We start from the raw sequence: 21568 nt of genomic DNA, 5'->3' as shown, positions 1-21568 counted from the left end.
CCGCACCGGGGAGGTTCCCCCGGTGCGGCCTTCACGGCGATCACGTCAGTTGAAGTCCACCGCGCGGATCGTGTGCGCCCCGACCGAAGCGCCGATCGGGTCCAGCAGGTGGGCGTCGATGTGGCGGTCGACGCGCAGCAGCATCACCGCGTCGGAGCCGTCGGTGGTCTGGCTGATCTGCGCGGCCTCGATGTTGATGCCCGCTTCGCCGAGCAGCGTCCCGACGCGGCCCATCACGCCCGGACGGTCCGCGTACTCGACCAGCAGCACGGTGCCCTCGGCGCGCAGGTCGAACCCGCGGCCGTTGACCTCGACCAGCTTCTCGACCTCGTCCAGGCCGGTGACCGAACCGGACACGGTGAGCACCGCGCCGTCGGCGTGCACCGCACGAACGGTGACCAGGCTGCGGAACTTCGGGCTTTCCGGCTCGGTCTCCAGCTCGACCTGCACGCCCAGCTTCTCCGCCAGCTGCGGCGCGTTGACGAACGTGACCTGGTCCTCGACCACGCCGGTGAACACCCCGCGCAGCGCCGCCAGCTGCAGCACGCCGGTGTCCTCGCTGGAGATCTCGCCCTTGACCTGCACGGTGACCGACGTCGGCGACGTCGGGTTGAGTGCGGTCAGCAGCTGGCCGAGCTTCTGGACCAGCGACAGGTACGGGCGGACGTGCTCGCCCACCGCGCCGCCGCCGGAGACGTTCACCGCGTCCGGCACGAAGTCGCCGCGCAGGGCCAGCAGCACCGACTTCGCGACGTCGGTGCCGGCGCGGTCCTGCGCCTCGGCCGTCGAGGCGCCCAGGTGCGGCGTCACGACGACGTTCTCCAGCTCGAACAGTGGGCTGGAGGTCGTCGGCTCGGACTCGAACACGTCGATGCCGGCACCGCCGACGTGGCCCGAGCGCAGCGCGTCGGCCAGGTCCTGCTCGACGATCAGCCCGCCGCGGGCGGCGTTCACGATGATGACGCCCGGCTTGGTCTTCTTCAGCGCCTCGGCGTCGATGAGGCCCTTGGTCTCCGGCGTCTTCGGCAGGTGGATGGAGATGGCGTCGGCGCGGCGGAGCAGCTCGTCGAGGGTGACGAGCTCGATGCCGAGCTGCGCGGCACGCGCGGCCGACACGTAGGGGTCGTAGGCGATGAGGTGCGTGTCGAAGGCGGCGAGGCGCTGGGCGAACAGCTGCCCGATCTTGCCGAGGCCGACGACACCGACCGTCTTGCCCTGCAGCTCGACGCCGGAGAAGGAGCTGCGCTTCCACTCGCCGCCGCGGAGGCTCTGGTCGGCGGCCGGGACCCGGCGCGCGACCGACAGCAGCAGGGCGACGGCGTGCTCGGCGGCGGAGACGATGTTCGACGTCGGGGCGTTGACGACCAGGACACCGCGCTCGGTGGCGGCGGGCACCACGACGTTGTCCAGCCCGACGCCGGCGCGGGCGACGACCTTGAGCTGGGTCGTGGCGCCGAGGACCTCGGCGTCGACCTGGGTGGCGGAGCGGACCAGGAGCGCGTCGGCGCTCTTCACCGCCTCCAGCAGCGCGGACCGGTCCGTGCCGTCGACGTGCCGGACCTCCACCTCGTCACCGAAGACACTCAGCACGGAGGGGGCGAGCTTCTCCGCGATGAGGACGACGGGCTTGCTGGGCTTGCTCACGATGCGGCTCCCACTATCTGGTCATTTCCAGGACGCTCTGTGTCGTCAAACGGTCTCTGCACGTCGTTGTGCCCCGGTCGTCGCGGAGTTTAACGCGCAGGAGTGCCCGTTGGCGTCCCCCGGTGTTAACTCGCCCGTAATCCCTCGAAAACAAGAGCGAGGAGGCGGTGCATGCCCCCTTCTCCCGGCAGGTGGCGCCCCGCCCAGGATGCCGCGTGCAGCAACAAAAGCAGCTCCTGCGCGGTGACGTCTCCGCGGAGCTCCCCCGCCACTTTCGCACGTTCCACCAGATGGGAACCGGCCTCGCGCATCGCGTGGCAGGACGCATACAAACGGGATGATTCGTCGTTCAACGCGTCGGCGGTCAGCTCCACCAGGCCGCGGAACGTGCCGGTCGCGTCGCCGATCCCGGCCAGCCACGCCTGCAGCGCGTTCAGCGGCTCGGGGTGCGCGAGCAGTTCGCGCGCCCGCTCGGCCTGGGCGTCGAACCGGGCCCGCAGCAGCGTCTCGAGCAGCGCGTCGCGCGTCGGGAAGTGCCGGTAGAGCGTGCCGATCCCGACTCCGGCGCGGCGCGCGATGTCTTCCAGGGACGCCTCGACGCCGTGTTCGGCGAAGGCGCGTTGCGCCACTTCGAGGAGGCGCTCGTAGTTGCGGCGGGCGTCCGCGCGCATCGGTTTGACGTCGGTCATCGCACTCCCGACCATACCGGGTAGCCAATCGGAGGCTGCCTCCGTATATTAACCGGAGGCAGCCTCAGCTTACTGGAGGGAACGAGGATGACCATGATCGAAGACACGCGTGCCCGGCTCGGCGCCATCGGCGCCTGGCTGCCGAGCGCGCCCATGCAGCCACCCCCGGACGTCGAGCGCGCGGCGACGCGCCGGCTGGCCGGACTCGGCCACCGCTCGGTGTGGAGCGGCGAAGGACCCGGCACGCGGGAGGTGTTCGCCCACTTCGGCGACCTCCTGGCCTCGGTACCGGACGTCGTGCTCGGCACCGGCATCGCGAACCTGTTGGCCCGCCGCGGGGCGACCGCACACAAGGGCGGCGCGACGCTCGCGCAGGCCCACCCCGGCCGGTTCGTCCTCGGTATCGGCGCCGGGCACGCGTTCCAAGCGGCGAAGCTCGGCGAGGACTACCGCCCGATCGACCGCATGCGGGCCTATCTGTCCGAAATGGACGCGGCGGAAGCCGAAAACCCCTCGCCCGTGGCGTTTCCGCGAGTGCTGGCCGCCGTCGGACCGCGGATGCTGGAGCTCTCGCGCGACCACGCCGACGGCGCGCACCCGTTCGCCCAACCGGTCTCGCACACGCCGTACGCCCGCGAAATCCTCGGGCCGGACAAGCTGCTGATCCCGCAGCAGACCGTGCTGCTCGGCAGCCGGGAGGATGCTCGCGCGAGCGTCCGGCGCCGGGTGGCGCAGTCACGCGAGTACCAGGTGACGGCCTACCTCGCGGGCTGGAAACGGCTCGGGTACACCGAAACCGACATCGCCGGGCCGAGCGACCGGTTCGTCGACGACCTGGTGATCTGGGGCGACGCCGCGACGATCGCGAAACGCGTCGGCGAGGTGCTCGACGCGGGCGCGGACCACGTGCTGCTGACGCCATCCGCGACCTCGTTCGAATCCACTGTGGACATTCTGGCCGAGCTGGCCCCGGAGGTGCTTCGATGAGCGTCGGGATCTGGCGGTTCTTCGACGGTGCCCCGATCGGCGTCGTCCGCGAGACGGCCGCCGAGGTGGAGGAGCTGGGCTTCGACGCGCTCTGGTTCGGCGAATACGCCGGCCGGGACGCGTTCACGCAGGCAGCCCTGATCCTGGCGGCGACCTCCCGGCTCACCGTCGCCACGGGCATCGCGCGGTTCGACCGCCGCGCGCCGATCACGGCGGAGGCGGCGACCCGGGCGCTCGGCGAGGCGTACCCGGGCCGGTTCACCGTCGGCCTCGGCGGGCACTTCCCCGGCGCGCGGCCCATCGCCGCGATGCGCGAATACCTCGGCGGCATGGACGAAGCCGACCTGCCGGGCCTGCCGCCGCCATCACCACGGCCGCGACGGCTGATCGCGGCGCTCGGTCCCCGCGCGCTGGACCTGGCGGCCGAACGGGCCGACGGCGCGCACCCGTACTTCGTCCCGCCGGAGCACACGGCGATGGCCCGCGAACGGCTCGGCCCGGGCAAGTACCTGGCCGTCGAGCAAGGGGTGATCCTGGACGCTTCGCCCGACGCCGCTCGCGAAGCAGCACAGGAGCACGTAGGCCTGTACGTCCGGCAGGCCCCGCACCACCAGGCGAACCTGCGCCGCCTCGGCTTCACCGACGAGGACCTCGCCGACGGCGGCAGCGACCGCCTGGTCGACGCCATCGTCGCGACCGGCGAGCAGGCCGCCGCCGACCGGATCCGGGCCCACCTCGACGCGGGCGCCGACCACGTCTGCGTCCAGGTCCTGGCCCGCACGGAGAAGTCCTACCGCCTCCTGGCCGACCTCCTCCCGTGAGCGTCGCGTGATCAGGAAGCCGACTCGCGTGATTGAAGCGACGACACGGCGACGAGCCCAAGCTTCGCCGTGTCGACCTGCCAATCACGCGAGTCGACCCTCCAATCACGTGTGATGCCCTTTCCTTCACGGCGGCGGTAGGGTGGCGGGACGCGGTGAGGGCCGCGTCCCGTCCGCGGAAAGGGCCGAGCCCACCCCTGCAGCACCGCACCACCAGCTCCGCACCTTCTTTCCTGCCCGGTGCCGGCGGACCACGGGCGACGAGGGAAGGAGGCACCATGGGCACGTTGCCCGCGAAACCCAGCCTGGACCAGCTGCGCAAGCGCGCGAAGGACCTCGCGCGCGCCGAAGCCGTGAAGCTGTCCGAAGCGCAGTTCCGGATCGCCCGCGAACACGGCTTCCCGAGCTGGCCGAAGCTTCAGGCGTACGTCCGGCGCGTCACCGAGCACGGCGAAAACCTGCAGCACCCGTACCACCAGGACGTCGGGTACTACGCCGGGCGCGCGCTCGGGCTGCTCGCCTCCGCCGAGGACGGGACGCCCGGCGCGCGCGAGCCGTTCGACCGCTGGGGGCAGCCGCTCACCCGGGACGGCGCCCGCGCGGTCGTCGCCCGGGAACACGGTTTCGGCTCCTGGAAAGGACTTCGCGACCACGTCAAGTCCCTTGAGGACAGTGGTGAGCCGTTCGCCCGCGCGTACCGGGCCGTCGAAGACCGGGACCCGGCCGCACTCGAGTCGCTGCTCGACGAGTTCCCCGGGCTGGTCGCCGCCCGCGGCACCAACGGCAACGACCTGCTCGGCATGGCCGGCGCGACCTGCGACGAACGGCTCAGCCGGATCCTGCTCGACCACGGCGCCGACCCGTCGCGCGGCAACGTCCACGGCTGGACGCCCCTGCACCAGGCCGCCTACAGCAACCTGCCGCTCCTGCTCGACCTGCTCCTCGAAGCGGGCGCCCCGGTCGACGTCTCCGCCCGGGGCGACGGCGGCACTCCCCTGGTCGTCGCCCTCTTCTGGGGTCACCGCGAAGCGGCGGAGAAGCTGGCGGGACACAGCCGGGCGCCGGGCAACCTGCGTGTCGCGGCCGGGCTCGGCGACGCGGACCTCCTCGACGAGCTGCTCCGGCCGGGTCACCCGGCCGCCGGCGCGCACCGCGGTTTCTACCGGCCCCACAGCGGTTTCCCGCGCTGGCAGCCGACGGACGACCCCGCCGAAGTCAAGAACGAAGCCCTGTCGTGGGCGGCGCGCAACGACCGCGTCGACGCGCTGAGAACCCTCGTCGCCCGGGGCGCCGAGGTGGACGCCGACGTCTACCGCGGCACCGCGCTGACGTGGGCGGCCGCGCAGGGCAAGCTCGACGCCGTCCGGACGCTCCTCGACCTCGGCGCCGACGTGAACCACCCCGGCACGTTCGGCGGCCCGAACCACGGCGAAGGCGCCACGGCCCTGCACCTGGCCGCGCAGTCCGGGCACCTCGACGTCATCCGCACCCTCGTCGAAAACGGCGCCGACCGCGAAGCGCGGGACAGGCTCTTCGACGGCACCCCCGAGACCTGGGCCGACGTGTGCGAGCAGCCGGCCGCCCGAGACCTCCTGCGAACCCTGTAGACAACCGGAGTCTGTAGTCCGTATCGTCGAAGACGGACTACAGACTCCGCTTTGCCCACTGGGAGGATCCATGACTTCACCCCGCGACGTGTTCGCCGCGCTGTCCGACGGCATCAGCGAAGGACGCTGGGACGAGCTTTCCGCGCTCTACGCCGAAGACGCCGTCGTCGAACACCCCCAGGCCGTGCCGCGGCCGGGCCGCATCACCGGCCGCGCCACCGTGCACGAACGGTTCACCGGCGCGCTCGCCACCAGCCTGCGGCTCAAGCGCAGGAACGTCGTCGTCCACGAGACGACCGACCCCGAGGTGATCGTCGCCGAATACGACTACGACGCCGAGTCGGTGGCGACCGGCCGGACGTTCACGGCGGCCAACATCCAGGTGCTGCGCGTCCGCGACGGCCTCATCGTCCATTCCCGCGACTACCACGACTACCTGCGGCTCGCCGCCATCCGCGACGGCGTCGACGACCTGGTCAAGGCCTACGAGCAGGCGCCGCCCCGCGAGTTGTCGCCGATCGGACCGCGAACGTCGAGCGACCCGAACAGCCGGCGCGGGGTGTTCGAGCGGCTCGTCTACGGCGTGTGCGACAAGGCCGGACCGCACCTGGCGGAGCTGTACGCCGAGCCGACCCACGTCACGCACCCGTTCCTGCCGGGTTCGGCCGTCGTGCGCACGCGCGAGGAGCTACGGACGCACTTCGGGCAGGCCGCGGCCATGGGCGTCGACTTCGAGGTCGCCGATCTCGTCACCTACGAGGGCACGGACCCGGAGATCCTGATCGCCGAGTTCGCCTACCAGGGCAGCTACGGCGGCCACCCGGTCCGGATCGCGAACATCTTCGCCATGCGGATCTCGGGCGGCCTGGTCGTCGAATCCCGCGACTACGGCGACCACCTCGGCATCGCCGGCGACCTCGGCAAGATCCCCGAACTGGCCGCGAAGCTCTAAGCCTCCGCGGCGAGGTCCTCGGGCAGGTCGAACTCGCCGTCGCGGACGCCCTTCACGAACGCGTCCCACTCCGACGGGGTGAAGACCAGGATCACGCCGTCCGGCTTCGACGACTGCCGCATCGCGGTGTAGGTGACACCGTCGGTGTGCTCGATGAAGGCGTACTCGACGCAGTCTTCGAGGGTGACGCCCTCAGGCTCGGCCCGGATCCACTCGGCCTTGGTGAAGTCCAGGTGGTGCCGGATGTGCGCCTTGTCGTCGACCGGCTGATCGCTCATGTCACCAGCGTAGCGACCCGGCCACCGAACGCACTGAAGGGGACGCCCGCGACGGGCGTCCCCTTCAGCGTTCACCGGAAAAGCTGTCCTGCCGAAAAGACTCAGGCGGTCTCGGTGATCGGCCGGTCCACCCACGACATCAGGTCGCGCAGCTTCTTGCCGGTCGCCTCGATCGGGTGCTGGTTGCCCTGCTCCTCGAGCTTGGTGAAGTTCGGCCGGCCGGCCTCGTCCTCGGCGACCCATTCGCGGGCGAACGTGCCGTCCTGGATCTCGCCGAGGATCTTCTTCATCTCTTCCTTGACCGCCGGCGAGATGACGCGCGGGCCGCGGGTCAGGTCGCCGTACTCGGCGGTGTCGGAGATCGAGTAGCGCTGGCGGGCGATGCCGCCCTCGTACATGAGGTCGACGATCAGCTTCAGCTCGTGCAGCACCTCGAAGTAGGCGATCTCCGGGGCGTAGCCGGCCTCGGTGAGCACCTCGAAACCGGTCTGCACCAGCGCGGAGGCGCCACCGCAGAGCACGGCCTGCTCGCCGAAGAGGTCGGTCTCGGTCTCCTCGGTGAACGTCGTCTTGATGACGCCGGCGCGGGCGCCACCGATGGCGGCCGCGTAGGAGAGGGCGAGCGCCTGGGCGTTGCCGGAGGCGTCCTGCTCCACGGCGATGAGCGCCGGGACGCCCTTGCCGTCGACGAACTGGCGGCGGACCAGGTGGCCCGGGCCCTTCGGGGCGACCATCGCGACGTCGACGTTCGCCGGCGGCTTGATCAGGTCGTAGCGGATGTTGAAGCCGTGCCCGAAGAAGATCGCGTCGCCGTCCTTGAGGTTCGGCGCGATGTCCTGCTCGTAGATGAAGCGCTGCTTGGTGTCCGGCGCCAGGATCATGATCAGGTCGGCTTCGGCCGACGCCTCGGCCGGGGTGAGCACGCGCAGGCCCTGCTCCTCGGCCTTCGCCCGCGACTTGGACCCCTCGGGCAGGCCGATGCGGACGTCGACGCCGGAGTCGCGCAGGCTCAGCGAGTGGGCGTGGCCCTGGCTGCCGTAGCCGATGACAGCGACCTTGCGCCCCTGGATGATCGAGAGGTCGGCGTCGTCGTCGTAGAAAATTTCCACTGCCATGGGGGTACTGCTTCCTTTCCTGACTTACTTCTCAACGCGGTGATGTAGCGGTGATCGAACGGGCGCCGCGACCCACCGCGACCATGCCGGACTGCACGAGTTCACGGATGCCATACGGCTCCAGCATCCGCAGCAACGCACCGATCTTGTCGGACGTCCCGGTGGCCTCGACGGTGAGTGCCTCAGGAGAGACGTCCACCACCTTGGCCCGGAAGAGCTGGACGGTTTCGAGGACCTGGCTGCGCACGGTGTTGTCGGCGCGAACCTTCACGAGCAGCAGTTCACGCTGCACGGCGGTCGACTGCTCCAGCTCGACGATCTTGATCACGTTGACCAGCTTGTTGAGCTGCTTCGTCACCTGTTCGAGCGGTAGCTCTTCCACGGCGACCACGATCGTCATGCGGGACACCTCGGGGTTTTCCGTGGGCCCGACGGCGAGGGACTCGATGTTGAACCCGCGGCGGGAGAACAGGCCCGAAACGCGCGCGAGCACACCGGGCTTGTTCTCGACCAGGACACTCAGCGTGTGAACGGTCATCTCAGTGCTCGCCTTCCGCGGCGGAGTCGGCTGCTTCCACCGAAACCTCGTCGTCGTCGAACAGCGGCCGGATGCCCCGGACCGCCATGATCTCGTCGTTGCCGGTGCCGGCCGCGACCATCGGCCACACCTGGGCATCCTTCCCCACGACGAAGTCGATCACGACGGGGCGGTCGTTGATTTCCATCGCGCGGCGGATGGTGGCGTCGACGTCTTCCTTCGTTTCGCACCGCAGGCCGGCGCAGCCCAGCGCCTCGGCCAGCAGGACGAAGTCCGGGATGCGGTGCTTGTGCGTCCCGAGGTCGGTGTTGGAGTACCGCTCCGAGTAGAACAGGTTCTGCCACTGGCGGACCATGCCCAGGTTGCCGTTGTTGATCACGGCGACCTTGATCGGCGCACCCTCGATGGCGCAGGTGGCCAGCTCCTGGTTGGTCATCTGGAAGCAGCCGTCGCCGTCGATCGCCCACACGGCCTTGTCCGGGACGCCGAACTGCGCGCCCATCGCCGCGGGCACCGCGTACCCCATGGTGCCGAGGCCGCCGGAGTTGATCCAGGTGCGCGGGTTCTCGTACTTGACGAACTGCGCGGCCCACATCTGGTGCTGGCCGACACCGGCGGTGTACACCGCGTCCGGGCCGACGAGCTCCCCGATCCGCTGGATGACGTACTGCGGTGACAGCGAACCGTCGTCCGGCCACTCGTAGCCAGCCGGGTAGGTCTTGCGCCAGTCGTCGGCCTGGGTCCACCAGTCGGACAGGTCCGGCGTGCCGCCGTGGTCGAACTCCGCCTTCACGGCGGTGATCAGCTCGCCGATGATCTCCTTGCAGTCGCCCACGATCGGGACGTCGGCCTTGCGGTTCTTGGAGATCTCGGCCGGGTCGATGTCGGCGTGCACGACCGCGGCGTCCGGCGCGAACGACTCCAGCTGGCCGGTGACGCGGTCGTCGAACCGGGCACCGAGGGCGATCAGCAGGTCGGCGCGCTGCATCGCGGCGACCGCGGCGACCGAGCCGTGCATGCCCGGCATGCCGAGGTGCTGCGGGTGCGAGTCGGGGAACGCGCCGCGCGCCATCAGCGTGGTGACGACGGGGATGTTCGTCAGCTCGGCGAGCTGCTTCAGCTGCTCGTGCGCCTCGGCCTTGATCACGCCGCCGCCGACGTAGAGCACCGGGCGCCGCGACTTCGCGATCAGCTTCGCCGCTTCGCGGACCTGCTTGCCGTGCGGGCGCAGCGTGGGGCGGTAGCCCGGCAGCCGCAGCTCGGTCGGCCAGGAGAACGAGGTCATCTCCTGCAGCACGTCCTTGGGGATGTCCACCAGGACCGGGCCAGGTCGGCCCGTGGACGCCAGGTGGAACGCCTCGGCGATGGTCCGCGGGATGTCCGCGGGGTCCGTGACGAGGAAGTTGTGCTTGGTGATCGGCATGGTGATGCCGCAGATGTCGGCTTCCTGGAACGCGTCGGTGCCGATCAGCGCACGGGACTGCTGCCCGGTGATGGCCACGACCGGGACCGAGTCCATGTTCGCGTCGGCGAGCGGGGTGACCAGGTTGGTCGCGCCCGGGCCGGAGGTGGCCATGCAGACGCCGACCTTGCCGGTGGCCTGCGCGTAGCCGGTGGCCGCGTGGCCGGCGCCCTGTTCGTGGCGGACCAGGACGTGGCGGACCTTCGTCGAGTCGAGCAGGGGGTCGTAGGCGGGCAGGATCGTGCCGCCCGGAATCCCGAAGACCACCTCGGCGCCGACCGCCTCGAGCGAGCGCACGAGGGACTGCGCGCCGGTGACGCGCACCGGCGTTCCCGCGGGTGGCGCCGGCTTCGGACGTGCTCCGGGCGTTCCGGGCGTCGGCCCGGGTTTCGCGTCGCTGCGCGACGTGGCACTGGTCATCGGTTCTGCCTCGTCAGTCTCGGTGTCACTCGTTCGGGTCGGTTTTGTGCGGTGGGGCGGGGAATCGCTTCCTAGGGCAACAAAAAACCCTCGCCGACCGTAAGGTCGCACGAGGGTCGCGCGTCGACGCAGCGGAAAGTCTTCCCTAAGCGTCGACGCGCTTGGGAAGTACGAGGCCGGTCAGCGGTGTCACGGCGATGACGCTAGACCGAACGCCGCTCGGGTGTCAACTCTGCGGGACGGCGCGTCCGCATGCTGGACGCCGCCGCGGCGCACGTCACTGGCGTCCGACCCGGCTCCGGGCCGGTCCGCGCGGCGGTGCACCATTTCCGCGTGGCCGAAAAACAGCAGGACGAAGGCCGGAAGGCCGTCTTCCGCATCCCCCGCACGTCGTTCATGGCGATCGCCCTCCTGACGATCTGCGTGACGCCGATCGCGCTCGGGGAGATCCCGTACCTCGAGTGGCTCTACCTCTTCCCGATCGCGCTGGCGGTGTACGTGGTCCGCACCCGCACCGTCGCCACCCGCGACGGGCTGGCGATCCGCACGATGTTCGGCAAGCGGGACGTGCCGTGGTCGGCGTTGAAGGGGCTGGCGATCACCAAGAGGGCGCGCGTGCAGGCGGTGCTGAAGGACGACACGAAGGTGCCGCTGCCGACCGTGCGGACCCGGCACCTGCCGGTGCTGTCGCTGGTGAGCGAGGGCCTGGTAGCGGACCCGAGCGGGCAGCTGAAGGCCGAGGACATCAAGGCCGCCGAGCCCAAGGCGTCGCCCGGCGAGTGACCCCCGTCGCGGCCGAGCGGCCCCCCGCGGTCTAAATTGGTAGGACCAGTTTCGCCGGCCACCCTTTGACCTGGGAGTTCCCGTGCCGTCTCTCCGTTCCCGGACCACCACCCACGGCCGCAACGCGGCGGGCGCGCGCTCGCTCTGGCGCGCCACCGGCATGACCGACAGCGACTTCGGCAAGCCGATCGTGGCGATCGCCAACTCCTACACCCAGTTCGTGCCCGGCCACGTGCACCTGAAGGACCTCGGCGAGATCGTCGCGGGCGCGGTCAAGGAAGCCGGCGGCGTCGCGCGCGAGTTCCACACCATCGCGGTCGACGACGGCATCGCGATGGGTCACTCCGGCATGCTCTACTCGCTGCCTTCGCGCGAGATCATCGCCGACTCGGTGGAGTACATGGTCAACGCGCACCAGGCCGACGCGCTGGTGTGCATCTCCAACTGCGACAAGATCACCCCGGGCATGCTGAACGCGGCGATGCGGCTGAACATCCCGGTCGTGTTCGTCTCCGGCGGGCCGATGGAGGCGGGCAAGGCGGTCGTGGTCGGCGGCGTCGCCCAGGCCCCGACCGACCTGATCACGGCGATCGCGGCGTCGGCGAGCACCGAGGTCGACGACGACGGCCTCGACGTCGTCGAGCGCTCGGCCTGCCCGACCTGCGGTTCGTGCTCCGGGATGTTCACCGCGAACTCGATGAACTGCCTCACCGAGGCACTGGGTCTCTCGCTGCCGGGCAACGGTTCGACGCTGGCGACGCACGCGGCGCGCCAGGCGCTGTTCGAGGAGGCCGGGCGGACGGTCGTCGAACTGTGCCGCCGCTGGTACGAGGAGGACGACGCCTCGGCCCTGCCGCGCTCGATCGCGTCGAAGGCGGCGTTCGAAAACGCGATGGCCCTGGACATGGCGATGGGCGGCTCGACGAACACGGTGCTGCACATCCTCGCCGCGGCACAGGAGGGCGAGGTCGACTTCACGATCGCCGACATCGACGCGATCGGCCGCCGCGTGCCGTGCCTGTCCAAGGTCGCGCCGAACTCCGACTACCACATGGAGGACGTCCACCGCGCCGGCGGCATCCCCGCCATCCTCGGCGAGCTGTACCGCGGCGGGCTGCTGAACACCGACGTGTGGTCCGTGCACTCGCGCGATCTGGAGTCGTGGCTCGGTTCCTGGGACATCCGGGCCGCCTCGCCTTCTTCCACGGCTGTCGAACTGTTCCACGCGGCGCCGGGCGGAGTTCGCACGACGCAGGCGTTCTCGACGTCGAACCGCTGGTCCTCTTTGGACACCGACGCGGCGGGCGGCTGCATCCGCGACGTCGAGCACGCGTACACGAAGGACGGCGGCCTGGCGATCCTGCGCGGCAACCTCGCGGAGAACGGCGCGGTGATCAAGGCCGCGGGCATCGACGAGGACCTGTGGCACTTCGAGGGCCCGGCGCGGGTGCTGGAGAGCCAGGAGGAGGCGGTGTCGGCGATCCTCAAGAAGGAGATCCAGCCGGGCGAGGTGCTGGTGATCCGCTACGAGGGTCCGGCGGGCGGCCCGGGCATGCAGGAGATGCTGCACCCGACGGCGTTCCTCAAGGGTTCGGGCCTGGGCAAGAAGTGCGCGCTGATCACCGACGGCCGCTTCTCGGGCGGCTCGTCCGGAATCTCGGTGGGCCACATCTCCCCCGAGGCGGCGGCGGGCGGCCTGATCGGCCTGGTGGAGAACGGCGACCGCATCCTGCTGGACATCCACGAGCGGCGCCTGGAACTGCTGGTGGAGCCGGAAGTCCTGGCCGAGCGCCGCGCGAAGATGGAGGCGTCCGAGCGGCCGTGGCAGCCGAAGGACCGCCAGCGCCCGGTGACAGCGGCGCTGCGGGCCTACGCCCGGATGGCGACGTCGGCGGACACCGGCGCGGTCCGTGATGTGAACAAGTAGCCCGGAAAACGCCTGAAGGCCGTCCCGTTTCCGGGGCGGCCTTCACGGCTTTCGGGGCCCTGGCCGTGAGGGGACCCCCGATTTCAACGTTACCGGCAGCCACCGACAGTTCCGGTCCGGCGAGCACGAGTTGTCCCCAGCCCCGCGAAGTTCCGGAACGAACTTTCCCCCCGCGCGTTAGGGGGACCCCCGGTTTCAACGCTACCCGAAGCCACCGACAATTCCGCTCCACGCAAGCGAGTTGTCCACAGGCCGCGGCCGGACGGCGAAGTTGTCCCCAGGCTCTAACGCGTCAGAACGATGACCACCACCGCGGCCGCCGCGGCCAGCAGCAGTGACACCAGACCCAACGGCAGCGGCCGCCTCCGCCAGGGCGTGTTCCGCTCCAGCGAGATCGGCCCGGCGCCGGTGAACAGCAGGCTCAGCGCCGACGCCGCGACCAGCAGCTCGAACTCGAAACCCTGCCCCTGCCCCTCGAAGAACCCGCCGTGGAACTTCGCGTACACGGCGTTGGCGGCGACCCCGAGCAGGCCCGCCGCCGCCAGTGGCGTGAACAGCCCGACGATCACCAGGATTCCGCCGCCGAGTTCGGTGATGCCGGTGATCCACGACAGCAGCGTCGTCTGTTTGTGGTAGCCGAACGTCTCCAGCATCCGCGCGAACCCGCCGATGCCCGGCCCGCCGAACAGGCCGAACAGATGCTGGAGACCGTGTGCGCCCATGGTCGCGCCGAGCGCCAGCCGCAGGATCAGCAGGCCGAGGCCGAGCCCGCCCTGGCGCGGGGAGTCGTCCGACCGATCGTCCTCGACGCCCGACAGGAGGCTGGTGGGCTGCTGCGAAAAGTCGTCTCCACTGCTCACGGGCGAAGGGTAGGGGATACGGGCTGACCTGGCGAGCCGCCGCGCTAGTACTCCCCGTGCACCAGGTTGTCCGGCAGCTCGCCACCGGCGTACCGGGCGATTTCCGCCGCCGCGACGGCGTACGAACGGCTTCGCGCCCCGCGTACGGCCCCGCCGACGTGCGGCGTCAGGACCAGGCCCGGCACGGTCCACAGCGGGTGCCCGGGAGGGAGGGGTTCCGGGTCGGTGACGTCGAGCGCGGCGCGCAGCCGGCCCGTGGTCAGTTCGGCGACCAGGGCGTCGGTGGACACGACGGCGCCACGCGAAGCGTTGACCAGGACCGCGCCGTCGCGCATCTCGGTCAGGAACGCCGCGTCGACCATCCCGCGGGTGCGCGAGGTCAGCGGCACCATCAGCACCACGACGTCATGCAGGCCCAGCAGCCCGGACAGCTCGCGCACGCCGTGCACGCCTTCCCGCGCGGTCATGGCCACCATCGTGCACCGTGCTTCGAACGGTTCGAGCCGGCGCCGCAGGTGCTGCCCGAGGTCGCCGGCGCCGATGACGAGCACCCGCTTGCCCTGCAGTGTGTCCGCCGTCTGCCGCTCCCACCGGCCTTCGCGCTGCGCCGCGGCGAAGACGTCCAGCTTCCGGTACAGCGACAGCAGCGCCGCGACGACCCACTCGGCGGTGCTCCCACCCTGCGCGCCCCGGCAGGTGGACAGCAGGACGCCGTCGGGCACCTTGCCGACCCAGTCGTCGGCGCCGGCGGCCAGCAGCTGGATCAGCTTGAGGTTCGGCAGAGTGCGCCACAGCTGTTCGCCCGGCGGGTGCTTGCCGGGGATGAGCACCTCGGCCTTCGATGCCTCCGCCGGCACCGGCTCGCCCCACTGGTAGCGCACCGGCAGGACCCGCGGGACCTCGGCGAGCACGGTCATGCCCTCGTCGTCGGGCACCAGCACGGTCAGCGTCATGATCCCAACGTAATCGAGGAGTACTCACCCATGGTTCACGCACCGGCCCCTAGGCTGGGGGATCATGCGTACTCGGTACCGCTCGGCCCTGCTGGCGATCCTGGCCTGCGGCGTCCTGCTGCCCGCGGGGTGCGCGCGGTTCGACGACACCGCGGCGGGCCAGACGTTCAGTCCCGCCCCCGTGCCGAGCCCCGAGTCACCGCCCGAGGTCCGGGGTCCCGGCGAGGACTCCGGCGGCGACGGCAAGCAGGTGCAGCCCGGGGCCCCGGCCACGCCGGTGCCGCCGCCCCAGGGCTGCAAGGACTTCAACCAGTCGGTGATCGCGACCTGCCTGGACACCGTCGCGGCGGTGGCCGGCCTGCCGGGCGACGGCTCGACGCCGAGCGCACTGGCCGGCGAGCGCAAGAGCGGCCGGGTCCTGCTCGCGACCGCGGGCAAGGACGCGACGGACTTCGCGAGGCTCGACGTCCAGGCGGCCGGAGACGGCGGGCTGACCGGGCTCGCGCTTTCGCCGTCGTACGTCGAGGACCAGCTGGTGTTCGCCTACGTGACGACGGCGACGGACAACCGGGTCGTGCGGTTCGCCAAGGGCCAGCCCGCGAAGCCGGTGCTCACCGGCATCCCGAAGGGCGCGACCGGCAACCGCGGCACGATCAGCACCGACAACCGCGGTGCACTGCTCGTCGCGACCGGCGACGCGGGCAACCCGAACGCCGCCGCGGACCCGAACTCGCTCGCCGGGAAGGTGCTGCGGATCGACACGTCCGGCAAGGCCGCCGCGGGCAACCCGAACGGCGCTCTGGTGGTGGCGGCCGGGCTGCACGCTCCGGGCGGGCTGTGCGCGTCGGCCGACGGCGGCCGCGTCTGGGTCACCGACCGGCTCGCCGACAAGGACGCCCTCTACCGGGTGCAGGTGGGCCAGCCGCTGGCGGCGCCGGCGTGGACGTGGCCGGACAAACCGGGCGTCGCGGGCTGCGCCGACTTCGTCGACGCGAACGGCTCGCTCTCGGTCGGCACGTCGCTGGCCGGGAACCTGCAGAACCTGCCGGTGACGGCGGAAGGCGCGATCAGCGGCAAGCCGACGGTGAGCCTCGACGGCAAGACCGGCAAGCCACCGGCGACGTTCGGGCGGCTCGCCGGGATGAGCATGATCAACCCGCAGGTGGCGGTGGCCGGCACGGTCAACAAGGACGGCGGCACCCCGATCTCGAGCGACGACCGGGTGGTGCTGATCACCCCGGCCACCTCCGGCGGCGGCAACGGCAAAGACTGACCCGGCCGCCACCCGGCTTGCCGGATAGCGGGATTGCCCTGCTCCGCCACCTTCTCGCGGCGGTTCCACACCCAGCGTTGTCGATCGCCGACCACGCCTGCAGCAGGTTGCCACCGCGGCCCGCTCGCCCGAAAGCAGCCCGGATCCGCCCAGCACCCCTTCGGGCCGTGGTCCCCATCCGCGACAGACACGCGGTGGCTTCACCGACCCGAGCCCGGGATGCGGTCGAATTCGTCCGATCATCCCCTTCACCCCGGGCGGTCTCGACCCGCGCAGCGGTTCACCTGCCCTGGCCAGGGGATGGTCGAAATTCGTCCGACCATCCCCTCTTTCGCTCAGCCGTCAGCTCAGCGGCTTCAGTTCCACGCGGCGCCCCTCCGCCGACGACATCAGCCCGGCCTCCGCGAGCTGCAGCCCCCGAGCGGCCGAGAAGAAGTCGTAGCGGTGTTGCCGTCCGGCGACCACGTCCCGCACGAACTCCTCCCACTGCGCCTTGAAGCCGTTGTCGAACTCGGTGTTGTCCGGGACTTCCTGCCACTGGTCGCGGAACGGCTCGGTCGCCGGCAGGTCCGGGTTCCACACCGGCTTCGGCGTCGCCGAGCGGTGCTGGACCCGGCAGCGCCGCAACCCGGCGACCGCGCTGCCTTCGGTGCCGTCGACCTGGAACTCGACCAGCTCGTCGCGGAAGACCCGCGTCGACCACGACGAGTTGATCTGCGCGATCGCCCCCGACTCCAGTTCGAAGATGCCGTACGCGGCGTCGTCCGCCGTCGCCGCGTACGCCTCGCCCTGTTCGTCCCACCGGCGCGGGATGTGCGTCACCGCCTTCGCCGTCACCGCCGAGACGCGGCCGAAGAGGTTCTCGAGCACGTAGTTCCAGTGGCAGAACATGTCGAGCACGATCCCGCCGCCGTCCTCGGCGCGGTAGTTCCAGCTCGGGCGCTGCGCCTCCTGCCAGTCCCCCTCGAACACCCAGTAGCCGAACTCGCCGCGCACCGACAGGATCCGGCCGAAGAACCCGCCGTCGATCAGGCGCCGCAGCTTCCGCAGCCCGGGCAGGAACAGCTTGTCGTGCACGACGCCGTGACAGATCCCGGCGTCCCGCGCGAGCCCGGCCAGCTCCAGCGCCGCCGGCAGCGTCTCGGAGAGGGGCTTTTCGGCGTAGACGTGCTTGCCCGCGGCGATCGCCGCCCGCACCGACGGCTCGCGCGCCGACGTCAGCTGCGCGTCGAAGTAGATCTGGACGTCGGACAGCGCGGAGCCGGCGTCGGTGGTCCACGCCGTCAGGCCGTGCCGGTCGGCGAGTTCCTTGAGCTTCCCGGCGTTGCGCCCGGCGAGGACCGGTTCGAGCTGCACGCGGCTGCCGTCCGGGAGGAGGACGCCACCCTGCTCGCGGATCGCCAGGACCGACCGGAGCAGGTGCTGCCGGTAGCCCATCCGGCCCGTCACCCCGTTGAGCAACACCCCGATGCTGGACTGGTTCATCTCTGGCGGCCTTCCTGATCGATGGTTCGTGCCTCGCCGGGTGGTGAGACCACACCCGGGATGTCGTATTCCGCGCGGTATCCGCACATGCCGTAGCCGTCCGGGTTCGACGGCGTCGCGACCCGGACGCCGGACTGCTCGAGATGGCTCCCGTCGCCGTCGGCGAGTGCCTTGAGGTGCGCACCGGTCAGTTCGGCGGCCCGCAGTGCCCCGGCCCGCCAGCGCGGTACCCACTCTGCGACCTTCGGCGCGACGAGCGCGACGGCCGCGCGGTGGAATGTCCGCAGCGGTTCGGGATCGCCGTCGCGCAAGGCGTCGCGCAGCGGCAGGTACCCGCGAACGGCCAGGTCACGGCGGTGCCGCGCGGCGTCGTCGGTTTTCGGCAACGCCGAGGCCTCGGCGTAAGCGGCGGCGTCGGCGAGCACGTCGGGCGGGAACGTGAAGACGGCGTCCCCGGCCTCCGGCAGCCCGCTGTTCTGCATGAGGACGGTGACGCGCAGGCCGTCGTCCTGGACCATCCGGTGCACGGTGCCGGGCGCGAACCACGCGATCACGCCGGCTTCCAGGGGCGTCTCCGCATAGCCGCCGACACTCAGCGTCTGGACGGCACCCCGGCCGCCGGTGACGACGTAGGCCTCGGTGCAGGCGAGGTGGACATGCGGGCTGCCGCCGCAGACGCCGTCCTCCGCCGTCCAGTCGTAGGCGCGCAGGTGCGAGACGCCGACGCCACCCGGAAGAGGGAATTCGTTCATGACCATCCGTGCCCGTCGAGGTAGCGGGTCACCCGGTCGCGGTCCCAGGCTCCGTCGGCGACGACGATCCGATAGCGGTAGGTGAAGCTCTCCCCCGGCGGCAGGGCGAACTCTTCGAAGAACGCCCACGAGAAGGCGACCATGGGCGTGTCCTGGGAACGGACGAACCAGTGCGACTCGTGGATCGCCTTGTCGTTCTCGGGCGCGTGCGCGAAAACGAGCGTCGAATGCGCGTCGACGTCGTCGTGCTCGCCGACGAACGCCAGCCACGGCGCCTGCGCGCCCATCATCTCCTCGCCCTCGAGGTCGCCGGGCCCGAGTACCCGGCCACCGCCGAAGTCCCGGGGCCCACGCCAGTGCAGGCCGGTGTACCCGGCCAGTTCGCGGCCGGCGGTGGTCGGGCTGCCGAACTCGAGCGGGGTGTCGCGGGTGTTGGTCAGCTCGATCCCCCAGTCGAGCGTCCAGGCCCCGTTGTCCGGGTCGACCGAGTGGACGGCGATGTCGCGCCGCTCCCGCGCCCACTCGTCGCCGCCGTTGGCGACCCAGGTCAGCAGTTCGGTGAAGCCCAGACGGTCGCGTCCGACGGCGAAGTCGGCGAACTCGTCGTGCCGCATCGAGCCGATGCGGTCGGGCAGCTCCCGGTACCAGTCGCCGGGGACGTAGGTGTGGCCGCCCCAGAAGTTCTGGCCCGACAGGTGGCTCGACGTCATCTGCAGGCCCTTGTGCCACCGGTGGTCGGAAGGCCGGTAACCGCTGACGTGCCGGCCGCCGAGCGTGCGGAGGGGGTGGACGTAGGGCTTGCGCGACTCGTAGGCCACCGGATCGGGCTTGTACACATAGGACATCAGCCGGACACCGCCCGCCTCGACGGCCACGTGTTCGCCGTGCCGGTGGGTCACCGTGATCTCCGCGCTCACGCTCCTGCTCCCGTCCCGGCGCCGGCCATGGACCGGTAGAAGGCGTCGCCCGGGCCGATCTCCCCGCGGCGCACGCCGACGCCGGTGAACGCGGACTTGTAGAGCGCGGCGACGAACTCCAGCACCCGCCGCCCGTCGTCCCCGCTGCACGGCGGCCGTCGCCCGGCCCGGTAGGCGGCGAGGACCGGCGTGAACGCGGCAGCGTGGGAGCTGGGGACGTCGTCCGGTGGTGTGTGCCACCGCGCCGCCGCACCTTCGGCGACCTGCGGCGCGGGGGTATAGCGCCAGTCCTTGACGCCGTACCCGTAGAGGTGGGTCAGCTCGGCGGTGGCCTGCTCGCAGTCGATCCGGATGCGGCTCACCTCGTCCGGCGACAGGACACTGTTGACGACGGTCGCGAGCGCCCCCGACTCGAACCGGACGACCGCGGTGGAGACGTCCTCGGTCTCGACGTCGTGCATCAGCCGCGCGGTCATGGCGCGCACCTCGGCCCACTCGCCGAGCAGGTGGAGCAGCAGATCCATCTGGTGGATGCCGTGGCCCATGGCCGGGCCGCCGCCCTCGGTCTCCCACCGCCCCCGCCACGGGACGGCGTAGTAGGCGGCATCGCGGTACCAAGTGGTCTGACAGTGCGCGACGAGCGGGCGACCGAGCTCCCCGTCCGCGAGCAAGCTCCGGAAGTGCGTGGCGGCGGACCCGAACCGCTGCTGGAACACAAAGGACGCGTACGGCCCGCCCTCCCGTTCGGCGGCGGCCATCTCGTCGTATTCGGCGAGTGACCGGCACGGCGGCTTCTCGCACCACACCCAGGCACCGCTCTCGAGCACCTTCTTGGTCTGCTCGACGTGCAGGCCGGGCGGCGTGCAGATCGAGACGAGGTCCGGTTCCTGCTCGGCGAGCAGGGTGTCGAGATCGCGGTAGGGCTTGGCGTGCCCGGTCCCGGCACAGAACGCCCGCACGCGGGTCTCGTCGACATCCGCGGCGGCCACGATGTCGACGTCCTCGCGGTGGGCCTGGTAAGCGGTCCGGTGACTGTCCGCGATAGCCCCGGTTCCGACGACGGCGACCCGCAAGGGCTTTCCCTGAGCCAACCCGGCTCTCCTTCCTCGGCGACGACGGCCCCGCAACGGCGAGCGACGCCCCGCCTCCACCTCGCACGACGGCGAACCACGTGGCGAGCCGCGCCACTCCGACCGTTCCAGAAAGCGCTTTCTCACGCAACGGCCACGAGGATGACAACGTTGTCAGCGGCGTCGATCAACCGGACGGACGACTCGGCCGCCCCGGTAACCGGCACAACGGGGAGTCACCATCCGGCGCCGACGCGGCCGGCCGCAGATCGTTGCCCAACGTTCGGCCTTCGCGACAAGCCCACCTGCTCCGCGATCGGGGTGCGAGCCGCCGAACAGGCAATCGGAGTTCTGCACGGCCAGGTTTTCCGCGTCCAGCTCCGCAATGTCCGAACTTCACCCAGGCTCGCCGTGCTCGGCCTGCCCGTACCGGTCGCCGGGAACTCACGAGCGGTAAGCCCTTACCGAACTCGGCGCCGAGCGCACCGGCCAACGGCCCGGCGATCAGCGGCTCTTGCTGCGGGGTGCCCGTTTCCGCGGCTCCCGGCTTTCGGCACGCGCTGCCCGCATGTCCAGGAAAGCGGCAACAGCCGACACGAGGGCGGCGAGCACCCCGAGAAACCGGCCGAAGCCGGGCTCGACGGCGATCGCGGCGGCCTCGAAGATGCCGCGCTGGTCGGCGTCGAACTCCCAGTCGAGGGTCACCCAGCCCAGCACCAGCAGCAGCAGCGACGCCGCGGCGACCACCAGCCACAGGTGCGGCAGGCCGCTGGCCCGCAGCTTCCGGATTCGCCCGAAGACGACCACGACGAGCCCGGCCAGCAGCAACGGCAGCGGCGGGCACCACGCGAAGAAGCTCGCGTGCCACGCGTCGCGGACGACGTCACTGTGCGGCAACGTCGAGAGGACGAGCTCGATGTCCGCCTTGTTGGTGCTCAGCGTGGTCCACGGCAGGAACGTGGAACCCAGCGCGAGCAGCCCGGCCGCCAGGCCGAGCCACTCGCGCCAGGTGACGCTTTTGACAGAGAAAGACAC

Annotated in this window: 20 protein-coding genes; 7 read left to right on the top strand and 13 right to left on the bottom strand. The window is 71.0% G+C overall.

Annotated elements, in window-relative coordinates; all coding sequences use genetic code 11:
* Positions 1-45: 45 nt before the first annotated feature.
* Positions 46-1644 (bottom strand): phosphoglycerate dehydrogenase, encoded by a 1599-nt coding sequence (gene serA / locus CF165_RS28905; protein WP_093950744.1) that lies wholly within the window; start codon positions 1642-1644, stop codon positions 46-48.
* 125 nt (positions 1645-1769) lie between these two features.
* Positions 1770-2333, bottom strand: a complete 564-nt coding sequence (locus tag CF165_RS28900) for a TetR/AcrR family transcriptional regulator (protein ID WP_093950885.1) — start codon at positions 2331-2333, stop codon at positions 1770-1772.
* An 87-nt stretch (positions 2334-2420) separates the two neighbouring features.
* Between CF165_RS28900 and CF165_RS28895 the strand changes: the two genes are divergently transcribed.
* The 4 genes from CF165_RS28895 to CF165_RS28880 all read left to right on the top strand — a co-directional run bounded on the left by CF165_RS28895 (position 2421) and on the right by CF165_RS28880 (position 6700).
* Positions 2421-3320 (top strand): TIGR03620 family F420-dependent LLM class oxidoreductase, encoded by a 900-nt coding sequence (locus CF165_RS28895; protein WP_093950743.1) that lies wholly within the window; start codon positions 2421-2423, stop codon positions 3318-3320.
* Positions 3317-4141 (top strand): TIGR03620 family F420-dependent LLM class oxidoreductase, encoded by an 825-nt coding sequence (locus CF165_RS28890; protein ID WP_093950742.1) that lies wholly within the window; start codon positions 3317-3319, stop codon positions 4139-4141. Before CF165_RS28895 ends, CF165_RS28890 begins: the two co-directional genes overlap by 4 nt.
* Before the next feature lie 278 nt (positions 4142-4419).
* On the top strand, positions 4420-5748 hold the full coding sequence (locus CF165_RS28885) for an ankyrin repeat domain-containing protein (protein ID WP_093950741.1): 1329 nt from the start codon (positions 4420-4422) through the stop codon (positions 5746-5748).
* 70 nt (positions 5749-5818) lie between these two features.
* A complete protein-coding gene (locus CF165_RS28880) occupies positions 5819-6700 on the top strand; it encodes a nuclear transport factor 2 family protein (RefSeq protein WP_093950740.1) in 882 nt (293 codons plus the stop codon).
* On the opposite strand, the gene CF165_RS28875 is transcribed toward CF165_RS28880, so the two are convergent.
* The 4 genes from CF165_RS28875 to CF165_RS28860 all read right to left on the bottom strand — a co-directional run bounded on the left by CF165_RS28875 (position 6697) and on the right by CF165_RS28860 (position 10513).
* Positions 6697-6978, bottom strand: a complete 282-nt coding sequence (locus CF165_RS28875; protein ID WP_093950739.1) for a DUF397 domain-containing protein — start codon at positions 6976-6978, stop codon at positions 6697-6699. The two genes, CF165_RS28880 and CF165_RS28875, sit on opposite strands and share 4 nt — an antisense overlap.
* A gap of 101 nt (positions 6979-7079) precedes the next feature.
* Positions 7080-8093, bottom strand: a complete 1014-nt coding sequence (gene ilvC / locus CF165_RS28870) for a ketol-acid reductoisomerase (RefSeq protein ID WP_013223583.1) — start codon at positions 8091-8093, stop codon at positions 7080-7082.
* A gap of 31 nt (positions 8094-8124) precedes the next feature.
* Positions 8125-8631 (bottom strand): acetolactate synthase small subunit, encoded by a 507-nt coding sequence (gene ilvN, locus CF165_RS28865; protein WP_086842284.1) that lies wholly within the window; start codon positions 8629-8631, stop codon positions 8125-8127.
* A gap of 1 nt (position 8632) precedes the next feature.
* Entirely contained in the window at positions 8633-10513 is a 1881-nt protein-coding gene (locus CF165_RS28860; protein WP_167441595.1) for an acetolactate synthase large subunit, read from the bottom strand.
* Between the two features lie 333 nt (positions 10514-10846).
* Here CF165_RS28860 and CF165_RS28855 point away from each other — a divergent pair, with 333 nt between their 5' ends.
* On the top strand, positions 10847-11296 hold the full coding sequence (locus CF165_RS28855; protein WP_205661001.1) for a PH domain-containing protein: 450 nt from the start codon (positions 10847-10849) through the stop codon (positions 11294-11296).
* A gap of 82 nt (positions 11297-11378) precedes the next feature.
* Positions 11379-13223, top strand: coding sequence for a dihydroxy-acid dehydratase (gene ilvD / locus CF165_RS28850; RefSeq protein WP_093950736.1), 1845 nt, complete (start codon positions 11379-11381; stop codon positions 13221-13223).
* 284 nt (positions 13224-13507) lie between these two features.
* On the opposite strand, the gene CF165_RS28845 is transcribed toward ilvD, so the two are convergent.
* Entirely contained in the window at positions 13508-14083 is a 576-nt protein-coding gene (locus CF165_RS28845) for a DoxX family protein (RefSeq protein ID WP_093950735.1), read from the bottom strand.
* Between the two features lie 44 nt (positions 14084-14127).
* Positions 14128-15036, bottom strand: coding sequence for a 2-hydroxyacid dehydrogenase (locus CF165_RS28840; RefSeq protein WP_093950734.1), 909 nt, complete (start codon positions 15034-15036; stop codon positions 14128-14130).
* A gap of 64 nt (positions 15037-15100) precedes the next feature.
* On the opposite strand from CF165_RS28840, the gene CF165_RS28835 reads away from it, so the two are divergent.
* Positions 15101-16309 carry a PQQ-dependent sugar dehydrogenase gene (locus tag CF165_RS28835; protein ID WP_093950733.1) on the top strand — a complete coding sequence of 403 codons (1209 nt, stop codon included), beginning with the start codon at positions 15101-15103 and terminating at the stop codon, positions 16307-16309.
* A 342-nt stretch (positions 16310-16651) separates the two neighbouring features.
* On the opposite strand, the gene CF165_RS28830 is transcribed toward CF165_RS28835, so the two are convergent.
* From CF165_RS28830 to CF165_RS28810, 5 genes are all read right to left on the bottom strand, one after another.
* The gene (locus CF165_RS28830) at positions 16652-17794 is read right to left on the bottom strand and encodes a Gfo/Idh/MocA family protein (RefSeq protein ID WP_093950732.1); all 1143 of its coding nucleotides are present in this window, start codon (positions 17792-17794) and stop codon (positions 16652-16654) included.
* On the bottom strand, positions 17791-18546 hold the full coding sequence (locus CF165_RS28825; protein ID WP_093950731.1) for a cupin domain-containing protein: 756 nt from the start codon (positions 18544-18546) through the stop codon (positions 17791-17793). The genes CF165_RS28830 and CF165_RS28825 overlap by 4 nt, the downstream gene beginning before the upstream one ends.
* Positions 18543-19463 (bottom strand): DUF6807 domain-containing protein, encoded by a 921-nt coding sequence (locus CF165_RS28820; protein WP_093950730.1) that lies wholly within the window; start codon positions 19461-19463, stop codon positions 18543-18545. Before CF165_RS28820 ends, CF165_RS28825 begins: the two co-directional genes overlap by 4 nt.
* Positions 19460-20554 carry a Gfo/Idh/MocA family protein gene (locus CF165_RS28815; RefSeq protein WP_167441594.1) on the bottom strand — a complete coding sequence of 365 codons (1095 nt, stop codon included), beginning with the start codon at positions 20552-20554 and terminating at the stop codon, positions 19460-19462. Before CF165_RS28815 ends, CF165_RS28820 begins: the two co-directional genes overlap by 4 nt.
* A gap of 483 nt (positions 20555-21037) precedes the next feature.
* On the bottom strand, positions 21038-21568 hold the full coding sequence (locus CF165_RS28810; protein WP_093950728.1) for a hypothetical protein: 531 nt from the start codon (positions 21566-21568) through the stop codon (positions 21038-21040).

Source organism: Amycolatopsis vastitatis (assembly GCF_002234595.1).
GTDB classification, from domain to species: Bacteria; Actinomycetota; Actinomycetes; order Mycobacteriales; family Pseudonocardiaceae; genus Amycolatopsis; species Amycolatopsis vastitatis.
The sequence above is the reverse complement of the archived record's forward strand: the minus strand, read 5'-3'. Positions and strand labels throughout refer to the sequence as shown.